General features: G+C 40.7%; 11 protein-coding genes and 1 tRNA gene. 7 read left to right on the forward strand and 5 right to left on the reverse strand.

Annotated elements, in window-relative coordinates:
* Positions 1 to 202 precede the first annotated feature (202 nt).
* The 3 genes from MLE14_RS20675 to MLE14_RS20685 form a co-directional block, all read right to left on the reverse strand.
* Positions 203 to 1390, reverse strand: coding sequence for a quaternary amine ABC transporter ATP-binding protein (locus tag MLE14_RS20675; protein WP_243300303.1), 1188 nt, complete (start codon positions 1388 to 1390; stop codon positions 203 to 205).
* Complete coding sequence (locus tag MLE14_RS20680) at positions 1390 to 2250, reverse strand: ABC transporter permease (protein ID WP_243300304.1); 861 nt, start codon at positions 2248 to 2250, stop codon at positions 1390 to 1392. The genes MLE14_RS20675 and MLE14_RS20680 overlap by 1 nt, the downstream gene beginning before the upstream one ends.
* A 97-nt stretch (positions 2251 to 2347) precedes the next feature.
* Positions 2348 to 3349 (reverse strand): ABC transporter substrate-binding protein, encoded by a 1002-nt coding sequence (locus MLE14_RS20685; RefSeq protein ID WP_243300305.1) that lies wholly within the window; start codon positions 3347 to 3349, stop codon positions 2348 to 2350.
* An 871-nt stretch (positions 3350 to 4220) separates the two neighbouring features.
* Between MLE14_RS20685 and MLE14_RS20690 the strand changes: the two genes are divergently transcribed.
* From MLE14_RS20690 to MLE14_RS20700, 3 genes are all read left to right on the forward strand, one after another.
* Positions 4221 to 4865, forward strand: a complete 645-nt coding sequence (locus MLE14_RS20690) for a LytTR family DNA-binding domain-containing protein (protein ID WP_243300306.1) — start codon at positions 4221 to 4223, stop codon at positions 4863 to 4865.
* Positions 4866 to 4983: 118 nt separating this feature from the next.
* Complete coding sequence (locus tag MLE14_RS20695; protein ID WP_243300307.1) at positions 4984 to 6498, forward strand: acetyl-CoA hydrolase/transferase family protein; 1515 nt, start codon at positions 4984 to 4986, stop codon at positions 6496 to 6498.
* A 257-nt stretch (positions 6499 to 6755) separates the two neighbouring features.
* Positions 6756 to 8651: an N-acetylmuramoyl-L-alanine amidase gene (locus MLE14_RS20700; protein ID WP_243300308.1), complete on the forward strand. Its 1896-nt coding sequence runs from the start codon at positions 6756 to 6758 to the stop codon at positions 8649 to 8651.
* Between the two features lie 678 nt (positions 8652 to 9329).
* Here MLE14_RS20700 and MLE14_RS20705 read toward each other — a convergent pair.
* Together MLE14_RS20705 and MLE14_RS20710 are read right to left on the reverse strand one after the other, a co-directional pair.
* Positions 9330 to 10016 (reverse strand): anti-sigma factor, encoded by a 687-nt coding sequence (locus tag MLE14_RS20705; RefSeq protein ID WP_243300309.1) that lies wholly within the window; start codon positions 10014 to 10016, stop codon positions 9330 to 9332.
* Between the two features lies 1 nt (position 10017).
* Positions 10018 to 10593, reverse strand: a complete 576-nt coding sequence (locus MLE14_RS20710) for a sigma-70 family RNA polymerase sigma factor (protein WP_243300310.1) — start codon at positions 10591 to 10593, stop codon at positions 10018 to 10020.
* Between the two features lie 151 nt (positions 10594 to 10744).
* Between MLE14_RS20710 and MLE14_RS20715 the strand changes: the two genes are divergently transcribed.
* The 4 genes from MLE14_RS20715 to MLE14_RS20730 all read left to right on the forward strand — a co-directional run bounded on the left by MLE14_RS20715 (position 10745) and on the right by MLE14_RS20730 (position 14096).
* The gene (locus tag MLE14_RS20715) at positions 10745 to 11902 is read left to right on the forward strand and encodes a COG1470 family protein (protein ID WP_243300311.1); all 1158 of its coding nucleotides are present in this window, start codon (positions 10745 to 10747) and stop codon (positions 11900 to 11902) included.
* Positions 11899 to 12849 carry an ABC transporter ATP-binding protein gene (locus MLE14_RS20720; RefSeq protein ID WP_390629330.1) on the forward strand — a complete coding sequence of 317 codons (951 nt, stop codon included), beginning with the start codon at positions 11899 to 11901 and terminating at the stop codon, positions 12847 to 12849. The genes MLE14_RS20715 and MLE14_RS20720 overlap by 4 nt, the downstream gene beginning before the upstream one ends.
* 5 nt (positions 12850 to 12854) lie before the next feature.
* Entirely contained in the window at positions 12855 to 13910 is a 1056-nt protein-coding gene (locus MLE14_RS20725; RefSeq protein WP_279326899.1) for an ABC transporter permease, read from the forward strand.
* Between the two features lie 113 nt (positions 13911 to 14023).
* A tRNA-Ala gene (locus MLE14_RS20730) sits at positions 14024 to 14096 on the forward strand.
* The last annotated feature ends 525 nt before the right edge of the window (positions 14097 to 14621 follow it).

Consider the following 14621-nt stretch of genomic DNA (forward strand, 5'->3'; position numbering starts at 1 on the left):
TCATATACACGTAACTCCATTTCTTTTGTCTTGTTTCTAGACAATTCAAGTATAAAAGAATTGGATGTCTACGTGTTTTTTTATGAATAAAAAGTTGTGTTCAAACCCCAACAAATATTATAGAGCCAAAAATGGGGAACTTTATAAATTGAAAGCCCTTGCGGCCGAAAATTCCTGGCGCAAGGGCTTTAAAAATTATTTCTTAATTTTCCTCATTAGCCACTAAACTCGATAAAACATGAACTCGAAGAATTAATCCTTCAAGTCTATCTTCGTCATTGACGACAGCAAGCGGGTATTTGGAATCTAATGCTTTTGGAATAATATGCTGAACATATTCTTCTCTCTTGACTGTCACAACATCTTGTTTAATAACATCCTGTAAGGTCTTTTTCTGCTTAATTCCTTCAATGGCATCATCAATCGTGACAATTCCTTGCAGGTGTCTGCTGCGGTCGACGACAAATACACTTGATAGGCCATTCTCCTCCATCTCTTTTACAGCTACCTTCAGACCGTCTTTTAAAGAAACAAGCGAGTTGGGCTTTATCATGACATTTTGCGCCTGCAAGATTTTTGAGCGGTCAATATCCTTAATGAACTCAGAGATATAATTATTAGCCGGATTTTCGAGGATTTCCTCAGGAGCTCCGACTTGGACGACCCTTCCATCTTTCATGACAGCGACTCGATCACCTAATTTAAATGCTTCATTAACATCATGGGTAATGAAGATAATAGTTTTTTTCAGCCGTTCCTGAATATCTAAAAGTTCAAGCTGCATTTCCCGTCTGATCAGCGGGTCAAGAGCACTAAAAGGTTCATCCATCAGGAGGATATCGGGGTCGTTTGCCAGAGAACGGGCAAGCCCCACGCGCTGCTGCATTCCTCCCGATAATTCACTTGGGTATTTATCCTCATAGCCTTTTAACCCGACAATTTCGATATTTTTAAGTGCGATTTTTTGTCGCTCTTCTTTTGGCACATTTTTAATCTCTAAACCATATTCCACATTGCCCAGTACAGTTCGATGGCTAAACAAGCCAAAATGCTGGAAAACCATCGCAATTTTATCTTGGCGAAATTTCTTAAGCTGAGCTGTATTATACTCCACTATATTTTCATCATCGACATAGATGGCTCCGTCTGTTGGTTTATTTAATAAATTAAAGCAGCGAATGAGTGTAGACTTCCCGCTTCCGGAAAGGCCCATAATGACAAAGATCTCACCCTCATTCACTTCTAACGAGGCATCATATACACCAACCGTATGATTCGTTTCTTTTAAGATCTCTTCTTTGGACTTTCCTTTTCGAACCATAGGTATAATCGATTCAGGTTTAGGACCAAATATTTTCGATACATGTTCAACTTTAATTTTTACTCCCATTACTCAGCCCTCCTATGCTTCTGGAACCTGTTTGCGGCTCCACCCGTGATTCGATCAATAATAATGGCTAAGAAAACAATACTGATTCCCGCTTCAAAGCCAAGGGCAATATCAATCCGGTTAATCGCAATTAAAACTTGTTCTCCCAATCCTTTTGCACCTACCATCGAAGCGATAACTACCATTGCCAATGCCATCATCGTTGTTTGGTTTACACCGGCCATAATGGTCGGCAAGGCTTGTGGCAGCTGCACTTTTTTAAGCATTTGCCATTTGGAAGATCCGAATGATTCGGCAGATTCAATTACTTCTTTGTCAACATTTCGAATGGCAAGTTCCGTTAATCGGACAACCGGTGGAAGTGCATAGATTAGGGTGGCAAATACGGCAGAGACATTTCCTAAGCCGAAGAAAAAAATCGCAGGAATTAAATAGACAAAACTAGGCATTGTCTGCATCGCGTCTAATATTGGTCTCATCACTGCGGACATTCGGTTGCTGACCGCCATCCAGATGCCTAACGGAATACCTAAAATCAAGGAAATCACAACAGATGTTAACACAATCGCAATCGTGAGCAGTAATACTTCCCATAGTCCAAATGTTCCGATTAAAAATAGAAATACAGCATACAAAATACCTGCCGAGAACGATCTAAGTCTCCATCCTAGAACAAATACAAGAACTAAAAGTAGCCACCATGGGATAAAATTTAAAAATGCTTCGATCCCATTAATAGTCCTGGATGAAAAAAGAAAAATAAATTCAAAAACAATCTCAAATGTTGAATCTAACCATAAAATAAAGTCCTCAACGGCAGTTCCTAAGAACTCCCAGCGAATATCAGGAAATTCACCCATAGGCTGACTGCTTCTTAAGCAGCCATTCACCTCACTTTTTTAAAATTATGATGAAAAAGTTGAAGTAGTTGACGGGTGCCAACTACTTCAGCAAAAATTAAGCATTTTCTAGAGCAGCTTTTACTTTTTCTGCAACTTCTTCGGTAACCCATCCGGTCCATATATCTTGATGCTGTTTAAGCCACCAAATTGCGGCTTCCTGAGCGGAAGCTTCGTTTTCCGTCATGTAGCTAAGAGCTTCCTCTGTTAAATCACTGCTAGTTTCATAGTTTTTCAGAAACTCAACGACATCTGGTGCCTGTTCAGGCAGATCCTTGTGTACAGCAGTTGTAACATCATTTGGAGGAAATTCTGTTCCAGCATTCTTATCAAAAATTTCAGGGTCGTATTTTGGTTCCTCAAGTAAAGTCAAATCATATTGTGCGGTAACCCAAGTAGGTGACCAGTAATAACCAACCCAAGGCTCCCCTGCTTCATAAGCGTCCGCTAGAGATGCGACAAGAGCAGAATCGGAACCTGGCATTACATAATTAAAGCTTTCACTTAATCCATAAGTATCCATTTTCATTGCGATTTGCTCACTGACTGCCCAACCAGTAGGTCCGCCAATCACACGGCCTTTTTCTGGATCCTCAGGATCAGCAAATACATCTGGATAGTTTTTCAAATCTTCGACTGTTTTCAAATCAGGAGCAACAGGTTCAATTCCGCGTTCGGGGTCCCCTTCAATTACATAAGTCGGAACATATAGACCTTGAACATTATCATCAAAGTTAACAGATGTTTCAACAATGTCACCAGCCTCAAGCGCCTCGTTATAGACTTCTTTTACATTATCAGTCCAAACTTCCATATAAGCGTTAATGTCCCCTTGGCGCAAGCCTTGAAGCGTTGCTGCTGTTGAACCAGTGGTTACATCTGTTTCGTAGCCCATACCTTCCTCGATAATGAATTGAGCAACACTGTTATGGAATCGTATACTATCCCATCCAGCATCTGCGAACACGATTTTATCAATTTTGCCGCCATCAGAGCTACTGCTGCATGCAGCAAGTACAACTAACAATGCTGATAGAATAACTAATAAACTTTTCTTCATTAACTTTCCTCCTATGCGGTTATTTCCTATTAAAATAGGAATCTTCAAAACGTTAAGATTTGAGATTTTTAGATGTGAAAAAAACGAGGGATACAGCAGCTATGTGTGGAGATATGACGTATACAAGGACTGGTCATGTACAACTTTGGCATCTGTACAAATGGATCTTTTCATTTCGTCAAAAGGCTTTTTTTCTATACCCATGATCAATTCACATAAAACCATTATTTTGCCTATTTACGGAATAATAATTCAATAGTACGAGTTTGCCTTTAGTTAGAAGCATTTCCATATATTTATGAAAAATATGGTATTGACCTTGAAATATGGCAAGAAGACCTCTAATTTAAAGTAGTCATTCATTTAAGCATTTTTGAGGAAATGAAAGATGAAATGTTGAGTAACATGACCAACTACCTACACATATATAACCAGAATCACTCCCTTGATTATGTCGAATCCCGACAACACATTTATTATATAAAACAACGCATTAAATCCACAAAATGGATAAAATAGCATTTCAGTGGAATATTCTTGATATACCCTGATTAGCTAAAGGAAACAAGCAGTATATGTTAAATAAGTACCATATCCTCCTATATAGTCGAGAATCCTTCCCGTTACTTTTATTGCATTGTCATTATTTTGAAAATATTGTCTATATATTGAAATTGCTTCATTTAGGAAATGGGACTTATTATCATCTGCAGTTACAGGTTAATCGAACTGTTGAGACGTCTCACTGCTCTCGAGGCTCTTACAGTACGACGAGTACATAACATAATAAAAGACAAAAAGACTAAATGCAGATAAAATGAATAGTGTTTTTGTGAGAAAAATATTTTTATAGAAAGGGCCGTGTTTAAGGATGAAGGATATTAAACCAGCCACCCTCCTCGATATTGTGAGCGAATTATTCTCTGACGAAACATCCATAGCGGTATCGGATACCGAAAAATACATTTATTATCGGTCAAGCAAACGGATTGATTTAAAAATAAAGCCTGGCGATCCTGTCAAAGAGGGGACGATTACATATAAAGCACTGACTGAATTAAAAAAGGTATCTTCCTTTATCAGCCGTGATGTTTTTGGAACACCTTACTACGGAATGGCAGTCCCTGTTTTTAATGATGGAAAGCTCGAAGGTTGTGTAACAGCGATTTTTCCTGCACTTACCAGCGGAACAAGCGTGGTTACGGTTCGTGTAAATGAAGGATGGGTTCCTGTCCCGTTTTCTGATATTTTGTACATAGAAGCAAAACAAAAGAAAACCCATGTAATGACAGAAGAGGTTTCTGGTATCCATAAAGATACTTTGAATGAATTTGAATATATACTGCCGAAAGAAGATTTTATACGCTGTCATCGCTCTTTTATTGTGAATGTCAAACAAATAAAAGATATATACCCTGATACCCATTCGACATTTTTATTAAAGATGAAAAACGGAGATCATGTCCCTGTCAGTCAAACCTATAGCAGTTATTTTCGAAAACTGCTGGGTTTTTAAATCGCAGTTAAGGATTGAATTTTCTGTTTTATCCCATTTTTCTTGGATTTCATCCACAAACTCCTTCTTATTTCAAAAGATTCGATAAAATGTAAGAAATGAGTAAGGAGTTGATACAATGGAGAGCGCTTACAATCGTATTCGTAACGAGCATCTAAAACATCGTGTTGTATCTGCTGATGAAGCAGCTTCTTGGATTCAAGACGGCATGACTCTTGGATTAAGCGGTTTTACACGTGCAGGCGATGTGAAAGCAGTTCCGTTTGCTTTAGTGGAACGGGCCCGGATAGAGCCACTCAAAGTAAATGTTTTTACAGGTGCCTCTCTTGGTTCTGATGTTGATAAATTATTTGCAGAAGCGGGCATGCTGAATAAACGTCTTCCTTTCCAGGCGGATGCGACCATGCGAAAAGGAATCAATAAGGGTGATTTTTTATTTGTAGATCAGCACCTTTCTCATACCGCTGAACTCGTCCGCTCTAATATATTAGAACCAATAGATTTCGCTATTTTGGAAGCGGTTTCGATTCAAGAGGACGGGACGATTATTCCTACTACATCCGTAGGAAATTCGTATATATTTGCCACACATGCCAAAAATATCATTGTTGAAATTAATATGGCACAGCCAGAAGCTCTCGAAGGTCTCCACGATCTGTATGATCCTGGAAAACAAGGTGAAAGAAAGCCTATCCCATTAACCAGACCGGTTGATCGGATTGGATCTATGGGAATTAAGGTGGATCCTGAAAAAATCAAAGGAATTGTTTTTACTGACCAGGCGGATTCTCCTTCGACCATTGTGCCGCCAGACGAAGAAACCGTAATCATGGCGCAGCATCTGATTTCTTTCCTTCGTTCTGAAATTGAAGCAGGAAGATTAACAAAATCGTTAGCTCCTCTTCAATCCGGCATTGGCTCTGTGGCCAATGCCGTTTTCCACGGATTACTAGATTCAGAGTTTGAGAACTTACAGGTTTACTCTGAAGTTCTGCAGGATGCTGTTTTTGATTTAATCGATGCGGGCAAAGTCAGCTTCGCTTCTTGCTGTTCCATCACATTGTCTACTCAAAAAATGGAACAGGTTTTCTCAAACTTTCACAAATACCGAGATAAGCTGATTTTAAGACCGCAGGAAATTTCAAATCACCCTGAACTCATTCGCCGAATGGGACTCATCTCGATTAATACTGCGCTCGAAGTAGACATTTATGGAAATGTAAATTCGACACATGTAATGGGGACTAACATGATGAACGGAATTGGCGGGTCTGGGGATTTTGCCCGTAATGCACGTCTTGGCATTTTTGTTACAAAATCGATTGCCAAAGGCGGAAACATCTCAAGTATCGTTCCATTTGTTCCGCATGTTGATCATACCGAGCATGATGTGGATGTCATTGTAACGGAACAAGGCTACGCTGACCTACGAGGTTTGGCTCCGAGAGAGCGGGTAGAACGCATTATAAATCATTGTGCTCACCCTATGTATCGGAAACAACTGCGCGAGTATTATGAGGAAGCCTTACTGAGGGGCGGCCAAACGCCTCATGTACTTGAAAAAGCCCTTTCTTGGCATATCAATTTTGCAAAGAATGGCACGATGCTTGAGAAAGTTCCTCAGCATCAATAAATTTTATTTTTTGGGATCACGCTTACGTAAGATATACGCTTTCATTGGAACAGCGGCTTCAATTTTGGAGTCGCTCTTTTTTTGTCCAAATGATAAAAGACCTAATCTATTATGTTGCAACAAGCTACTTTATACCTACTTTTTTAAAACCATAAATACTCCACAAGGTAATTTGGAGTATTTTTCCATCCCTGCGCAGGATTATATCTATATAGTTAGAATTTCATATTTTATAAATGTATAGAGGAGGTCGTTACATGGCATCAAATGTCGGAAAATTCCCAAAATTACTCTTGGTTTTTGGACTGGCTGCAGGCTTAGTACTTTTGGCTTTAGGTTTACTCACTGCAAACAAAGAAAGCGCTTCTGCATCTGAACCGGCAGATTCGAATCAATTGCAAGAGGCGTTTGAAAAGGCGGCGGAAGAATTTGGGGTGCCTCAAAGTGTTCTTATGTCTGTAGCCTATCATGAATCGCGCTGGGATCAACACAAGGGACATAGTGAAGTTGGCGGATATGGAGTCATGAACCTTGTTCATATCGACGTTGATGAGGATGCAAGCGGAAAGGGAATTACTGCAGAGAAAGATGTTGCTTCTCTCAATTCATTGGATAAAGCGGCGGAATTACTTGGTGAAGATGCAGAAGTATTAAAATCTAATCCTGAACAAAACATCCGCGGCGGAGCTGCTTTACTGGCAGAATATGCAAAGGAAACAGTCGGAGAAATTCCGTCTGATCCAGCGGATTGGTACGGAGCAGTCGTTAAATACAGCGGCTCTGATATTAAAGATGTTGCAGAAGAATATGCAAATGAAGTTTTTGCAACGATTCAAAGCGGAGCAGAAAGAGTCACAATCAATGGACAAATAGTATCATTGAAACCTGAATCCGTTACTCCAAATAAAAGCACGGCGGACAATATTCCTCTCCGCAATACCAAATACACAGGAACGGATTGTCCAAATGGCTTAGAGTGCTCTTTCATCCCTGCAAGATATGAGCAATTTTCTAGCAGCACTACCGATTATGGAAATTATGATATTGCCAATCGTCCTTATGATGGGCTGGATATCCGTTACATCATCATCCATGATATAGAAGGCAGTGCTGAATCTGCCATCAACCATTTCCGGAATACATCATATGTAAGTGCTCAATACGTAATTGATTCAAGCAACGGAAAAGTAACGCAGATGGTAAGACCAGAAGATGTTGCCTGGCAGGCAGGAAACTGGTACTTTAATATGCACTCCATCGGCCTTGAGCATGAAGGCTTTGCCGCAAGCGGGGCAGATTGGTATAGTGAGCAAATGTACCGTTCATCTGCAAAACTAGTTAAATATTTAGCAGAAAAATATGACATTCCTCTAGATAGACATCATATTATTGGCCATGACGAAGTTCCTGGATTATCACCTTACAGGCAGGCAAGAATGCACTGGGATCCAGGTGCCTACTGGGATTGGTCACACTTCTTTAACCTGTTGGGCGCTCCGATTACCCCTAGTAATGGGGACCCGGATAGCAGCATTGTTACAATCGCACCTAATTACAACACAAATCAACCAACCTTTACGTACGAAGGCGAATTGCAAGCACCGGAATCTTCAAGTTTGATTCATCTTTATACAGAGCCTAGCTTTGATGCACCACTTGTTAAAGATCAGCATATTAGTAACGGCGGCACTAATCGCATCAATGATTGGGGCAACAAAGCAGCAATTGGCCAAAGCTATTACAAGGTTGATCAAGAAGGAGACTGGACGGTTATCTATTATGGCGGGCAGAAGGCATGGTTCTATAATCCTAACAATCAAAACGCGATACGCGGGGACGGAATTCTAATAACTCCTAAGGATGGTTTAGATTCTATTCCTGTTTACGGAGCAGCTTACCCAGAAGACTCAGCTTACGAGGGAACAGGTATAGCAGATTGGGCTAAAGGCAGTGCATTACCTTTATATGAAATCCCTGCTGGCCAAATCTATGTAGCAACCGGACCAATTCAGTCCACATATTATCACGCAAAATACTTTAATGATCCAGTAACTAATGAGGTCGTTGTAGGACAAGATGAATATTACCAAATCTTCTTTAACCACCGCGTCGGATTTGTTAAAAAGAGTGATGTTGAGGTCGTGAATCCATAATAAAATTATGCCCCTTAAACATGAGACGGTTCTCTGCTTATTGAAGCAGGAGAACCGTCTCAGTGTTTTTAGTCAAGTTAATTTTAAGGCACGAATCAAAAGCTAATATTTTTTTATGCAGCGGTCCGAATATGCCTTTGATTCGGACACGAAACTTATTAAATTCTGCTCAGCTGTCTGAATACGTCCTTTATTCGGACACGAAACTTATTAATTTCTGCTCAGCTGTCCGAATACAACCCTGATTCGGACACGAAACTTATTAATTTCTGCTCAGCTGTCCGAATACCACCTTTATTCGGACACGAAACTTATTAAATTCTGCTCAGCTGTCCGAATACGTCCTTTATTCGGACACGAAACTTATTAATTTCTGCTCAGCTGTCTGAATACAACCCTGATTCGGACACGAAACGCGTAAAACTCTGCTCAGCTGTCCGAATACAACCCTGATTCGGGAGCTTAAACATAAATTCCCTCCGTTCAACCGGATTCATTAAATTAAATATCATAATTAAATGAGCAAGCTGTTACGAATCTTTTCCTATCATAAAATAGCCACAAAAATGAGACCCTCTATTCTCTTAAAAAGCAGAACCTTGACACATATCCAAAAAAGGTGCCTGATCCCCGCTGCGTTAACGCATATTAGCAATGGGGGGTCTGGTACCTTTTATTCTACCTTGTGTTCAGCTGGATTAGGTAAGGGTCCTGATCGGTCGGCTGACGGCTGCCTCCCTTTGGTTCAATACTTATGATAATGTATTCTGCCCTTTCAATCGGCTCACTTTTAATATAAAGCTGACCCCGGTTTCCAATCCATTTTAATAGTCCCGCATCATGAACGTCGTCGCGGGTTTTCACCCATGCCTGATAATCATGGTTCCCCATTGGATTTAAGCCATCCACTAATAAATACATTTCCTTTGTTCGGCTATTAATCCAGGCATAGCCTTTTAGATCATGGCTTACTTGTGGAACAAGTTCGTAAAGGTCGGTATCGTCATTCATGACAAAAATTGAATCATTGGCAGTTTGATTGATCGACTGCTTTGGCGAGCCATCTGTCCAAAGTAAAAATAGTGCTATAAAGGATGCGGCTGCAACCCCTGCCGTCTTCCACACGAACGGAATACGAGGCGTTTTTGCATGCTCCTTTTTAAAGCTCTTCATCACTCGCTTTTTTACATGTTCTGAAGGCTGAATCACCTCGTCTTGCGGAAGGGTTTGACACCATTCTGTAAATTGGGCATGACAGTGACTGCACTCACTGATTGTTCTCTGAATGGACAGTGATTTGAGTTCGCTTTGCTTCCCAAGGATATAATCTATCATTTCTTCATCAGACCAATGCTGACATGCCATCTTATTCATCCCCTTCCCGTTCGATTGTTCTGGATTGAACGAGTTGCTTTCGCATATTTTTAATCCCATATCGAACAAGTGATTTTACTGTCCCTAACGGCTGCTTCAGTCTAGCCGCCAGATCCCTGTGCGTAAATTCTTTAAAGTAACTGCCATATACCGCCTTCCGCTGAGCTTCGGGTAATTGATTAAGTGCCGATAATACCAATTGATGATCTAGACGCTGAATCACTTTTTCCTCTACAGGGTTTAAATTAACTGCTTTGTTTGGCTCTGGTAACTCCTCTGTCATTATTTTCTGCTTTCTTCGCAATAAATCGATGCTTCTGCTCCGCGTTCGAATCGCAAGCCACGCTTCAACACTTCCTTTTTTAGGATTATAGCTCTCTGCTTTATGGCTGATTTCTATAAATATATCATGACAGATATCTTCTGCTTCTAACGGATCCTGTAAAACCTTAAACGCCACAGAATAGACAAAAGCGTGATACCGTTCATAAAAAAGCTCAAATGCTTCGGCCGAACCATTTTTAATTCCCTCTAATAAATACTGGCTATCATCTGAAAGGTCCTTCAAAAGTCTCACCCGCATTCATCTAGGATTCTTATTATTTATTTAACAAATATTTTTCAAGTTGAAAACCTATAAAAAATTTTTTCTGACTCGGTAAATCCAATTTCTTTTCTAACACGTACCGAGTAGGGAAACAATTTTAGGAGGTAGATTTATGTTAAAAAAACTCTTTTATTCTATCTGTCTTCTTGTTTTTATAATTGGGCAGGCTGCTCCGCAAAAAGGAACAGCTGCAGAAGGAATTGAGCTGTACACAGCCTATACGGGTATTTCGGTCACTCCCGGAGAAACCATCGATTATTCGTTTGAAGTTCTAAATCATACGAATACAACACAACATGTAAGTCTTTCAATAGAAGGCCTTCAGAAAGGTTGGCAGGCAACAATCAATTCAGACGGTTGGGACGTGCAGCAATTATCTGTCAAACCAGGTGAACCTAAAAGTCTATCGATTAACGTGACAGTCCCGCTTGAAGTTGAGAAAGGCAACTATCAATTTACGGCAGTCGCAGAAGCAGAAAGCGGTTTAACAGCTGAACTGCCATTAGCAGTAACCGTAAGTGAACAAGGTACGTTCAGAACGGAATTAACGTCTGAACAGCCAAACTTAGAGGGCCATTCCGATTCATCGTTCGAATATAAAGCTGAATTAAAAAACCGGACGGCGAGTGAACAAAATTATGCATTGACCTCTAAGGCTCCTGAAGGATGGGGCGTTACATTTCAGGCTGACGGAAAGAATGTGACATCCGTAACTGTTGATTCCAATGGAACAAAAGAAATTACCGTAAGTGTTACCCCGCCTGAAACTGTGAAAGCCGATACTTATGAGATTCCTATTCTTGCTTCCAACGAATCTACTTCAGCTGAGCTAGTACTGGAAGCTGCTATTTCAGGAAAATATAGTCTCGAAATAACGACTCCATCCGGAAAATTGAGCGATGATATTACAGCCGGAGATGAAAAAACAATTGATATTGTGGTGAAAAATACAGGAACGATTCCAATTAATGACATAGCATTAAGTTCAAACAAACCTACAGATTGGGAAGTGACCTTTGAACCAGGCAGTATCCCAACGATTGAACCAGGCAAACAAGAAACTGTGCAAGCCATCATTAAAGCAAGTGAAAACGCGATTGCAGGAGACTATGTGGTTGAAATGACGGCAACTGCACCAGAAGCAAGTGCAAACGCACAATTCAGGATGTCTGTTGAAACTTCCCTTATCTGGGGCTGGATTGGTGTCTTGATCATTCTTGGTGTAGTCGGAGGGATTTATTACCTGATCCGTAAATATGGGAGGAGATGAGATTGAACGAAATCATTAAGCTTAAAGGACTAACGAAAAAATACGGAGAGAAAATAGCTGTTGATAATCTTAGCCTCTCAATCCGAAAAGGAGAAGTATTCGGGCTCTTAGGACCGAACGGAGCTGGTAAATCCACCACCATTTTGATGATCTTGGGGCTTTCCGAACCAACACAAGGATCTGTTCAGGTTTGCGGTCTTGACTCAACCCGATATTCAATTGATGTAAAAAAGAAAGTCGGCTATCTTCCCGACCAAGTGGGTTTTTATGAAAATCGCACAGGTCTTGAAAACCTTTTGCTCACAGCCACTCTAAATGGGCAAACGCGGGAAAGAGGAAAACAGCGGGCACTTGAACTGCTGGAACAAGTGGGTCTTACCTATGCAGCTAATCAAAAAGCAGGAACCTATTCTCGAGGGATGAAACAAAGACTCGGATTGGCGGATGTGCTGATAAAAGACCCTGAAGTCATTATTCTCGATGAACCTACTCTCGGAATTGACCCTAAGGGTGTTCAGGAATTACTCAGACTAATTCGCCAGTTAAGTAAAGAACATGGAATTACAGTGTTATTATCATCGCACCATCTTCATCAGGTGCAGCAAATTTGTGACCGGGTTGGACTGTTTGTTAAAGGAAAATTACTGGCAGATGGAACCGTCGATTCATTAGCCCAACAAATTTTAGGAGAAAATGGCCACCAGATAAAAATTAAAGCTTCTCCTTTGACAGAGGAAATAGTTGGACGAATACGAGAACTAGCTGGAGTCGACCGAGTGGAGCATGAAGATGGAGAAATGTCGATTTGGAGCCGGAAGGATACTACCCTCCAACATGTACTCGAAATTGTCTTATCATCAGGATGCCAAGTATCCTCCCTTTCCCAAGAAAAAATCGGTTTAGACGAAATCTATCAGCGCTACTTTGAAGGAGGGGAACAAGAGTGAAGCTAATGGAACAGTTGAAGAGTTTCCGCTTTAACGGATCGAACTGGAGAGAGCTTAATTTCAAAGAAATAAGCAAAAAGTTCACCAAGATTAAAACTGAAAAAACCGAAAGCTCTCATTCCTTTTGGGTCCTTGTACAAAAGGAAGTAGCCGATCATATTTTAAGCTGGCGGGTCAATATTCTAATGGTTTTGCTCGCTTTGACCTGTCTCGGCTCTCTTTATACGGCCTTAACAGGTATTCGTGATGTCGCCTCCGAAATCGAATCGGGTCAGGATGCCTTTTTATTTCTGAAGCTATTTACGGTTTCAAATGGAACACTCCCACCTTTTTTTGTGTTTGTCGGGTTTATTGGCCCGCTCCTTGGAATTGCTCTAGGCTTTGATGCGATTAATTCTGAAATAAATAAAGGAACATTAAGCCGGATTGTTTCTCAGCCAATTCCAAGAGATTATATCATTAATGCCAAATTCGTAGCAGCTTTGCTTGTCATTAGCACGCTTTTATTCTCACTGGGATTCTTAGTGATGGCCTTAGGTGTCCTAATCATCGGGATCCCGCCAACACCTGAGGAATTTTTACGAATTGTAAGCTTCCTTATTTTAAGTGTAGTTTACGTAGCCTTTTGGCTCAATCTATCAATCTTGTTCTCCATCCGTTTTAAGCAAGCGGCCACATCAGCCCTTTGCAGCATCGCCGTTTGGCTATTTTTCACCGTATTTTATTCGATGCTGGTTGGTGTAATTTCGGATGCATCACAAAGTGACGATCCATTAGAAGCAGCGACAAATATGGTGTCTCATCAAGAGTTCATCCAAAATTTATCCCGGCTCTCGCCAAGTCAGCTTTTTAGCGAAGCAACTACCACCCTGCTCACACCAACCATTCGCTCCCTTGGCCCTCTAACGATGGAACAAGTTGTAGGAGCGATCCCCAGCGCACTGCCGCTTGGGCAAAGCCTGTTATTAATTACGCCACAGCTAATCATGCTCATAGCAGCAACCTTGATTTGTTTCGGAATCTCTTATGCTATGTTTATGACAAAGGAGATTCGAAGTTAAGAAATATGAATGTTCTATCTCAAAAACGGCTTCTTACAGGAAGCCGTTTTGGTTTTTTCTCTTGAAAATTGTATAAAAAGATTGTAAAATAGCTATTGTCGATTGCAATATACGGGGCATTAGCTCAGCTGGGAGAGCGCTACGCTGGCAGCGTAGAGGTCAGGGGTTCGAGCCCCCTATGCTCCATAACGAAAACCCTTGATATTCAAGGGTTTTTATTTTTTTATATTCATGTTGAATTCATTTACACTCTTAATTGTCGCCGAATTGTCGCCGAATTGTTTTTCCCCATTTTATATGCCACTTCCAATTCCCAGTAAGAGATCAAAGTAGTACGTTAACATCATAATTAAACTGTTGTAGTAGTTCTAGAGCATTTGTCATGATTCCGACTGGGCTCGAACCAGTGTCCTCCAGCCTGTCAAGGTGAGCAACGCAGTGATGAGACAGTGTGATTAACATAGAAAAAACCTTGTAAAATAAGGATTCTTCATGTTTGCTTACAGTTTAAATATGAACAATTATGAGGTTTGTTGACCAATTTCGTCAACAATTCGTCAACAATTTCTTCTTCAACTAAAGCACCCGTTAGTCATCCATGCAGCGCAAAAATCGGCGCTGCACCACAGAGAATGAAAATGAATTGAATCCGTCCATACTGATTCTATGGCTGGAAGAGGAAGGTCGATGAACTATGGTGCCTTAGAGCCC

Origin of the sequence: Bacillus litorisediminis (assembly GCF_022808645.1) — a bacterium.
Taxonomy (GTDB): domain Bacteria; phylum Bacillota; class Bacilli; order Bacillales; family JC228; genus Bacillus_BF; species Bacillus_BF litorisediminis.

Excerpts from the sequence above, each read along its gene's own strand:
- MLE14_RS20720 (WP_390629330.1), top strand. The coding sequence starts at position 11,899 with ATGAGATTGAACGAAATCATTAAGCTTAAAGGACTAACGAAAAAATAC.
- MLE14_RS20725 (WP_279326899.1), top strand. The coding sequence starts at position 12,855 with ATGGAACAGTTGAAGAGTTTCCGCTTTAACGGATCGAACTGGAGAGAG.
- MLE14_RS20680 (WP_243300304.1), bottom strand. The coding sequence starts at position 2,250 with ATGGGTGAATTTCCTGATATTCGCTGGGAGTTCTTAGGAACTGCCGTT.
- MLE14_RS20705 (WP_243300309.1), bottom strand. The coding sequence starts at position 10,016 with ATGGCATGTCAGCATTGGTCTGATGAAGAAATGATAGATTATATCCTT.
- MLE14_RS20715 (WP_243300311.1), top strand. The coding sequence starts at position 10,745 with ATGTTAAAAAAACTCTTTTATTCTATCTGTCTTCTTGTTTTTATAATT.
- MLE14_RS20685 (WP_243300305.1), bottom strand. The coding sequence starts at position 3,349 with ATGAAGAAAAGTTTATTAGTTATTCTATCAGCATTGTTAGTTGTACTT.
- MLE14_RS20675 (WP_243300303.1), bottom strand. The coding sequence starts at position 1,390 with ATGGGAGTAAAAATTAAAGTTGAACATGTATCGAAAATATTTGGTCCT.
- MLE14_RS20700 (WP_243300308.1), top strand. The coding sequence starts at position 6,756 with ATGGCATCAAATGTCGGAAAATTCCCAAAATTACTCTTGGTTTTTGGA.
- MLE14_RS20695 (WP_243300307.1), top strand. The coding sequence starts at position 4,984 with ATGGAGAGCGCTTACAATCGTATTCGTAACGAGCATCTAAAACATCGT.
- MLE14_RS20690 (WP_243300306.1), top strand. The coding sequence starts at position 4,221 with ATGAAGGATATTAAACCAGCCACCCTCCTCGATATTGTGAGCGAATTA.